Genomic DNA, 205 nt, shown 5'->3' with positions numbered 1-205 from the left:
GCGGATGCGACCGCCGACACCGGTTCCGGTGACGGAAGCCAGGTCCACTCCCTGCTGGGAGGCCAGACGACGCACGAGCGGTGTGACGTAGAGGTTGTCGCTCTCGGTCGGGAGCGCGAGCTTCGCCTCGGCTGGCGTCGCAGCGGCGGGAGCCGGAGCAGCCGCAGGAGCCGGAGCGGCGGCAGGAGCCGGAGCGGCGGCAGGA

1 protein-coding gene is annotated in these 205 nt (G+C 73.7%); it reads right to left on the bottom strand.

Annotated features, from left to right (window positions below; all coding sequences use genetic code 11):
- On the bottom strand, window positions 1-205 hold a 205-nt coding region (locus tag DSP71_RS23110; protein ID WP_258546258.1), incomplete at both ends, for an E3 binding domain-containing protein.

Origin of the sequence: Microbacterium sp. H6, from assembly GCF_003314775.1 — a bacterium.
Taxonomy (GTDB): Bacteria; Actinomycetota; Actinomycetes; order Actinomycetales; family Microbacteriaceae; genus Microbacterium; species Microbacterium oxydans.
The sequence above is the reverse complement of the archived record's forward strand: the minus strand, read 5'-3'. Positions and strand labels throughout refer to the sequence as shown.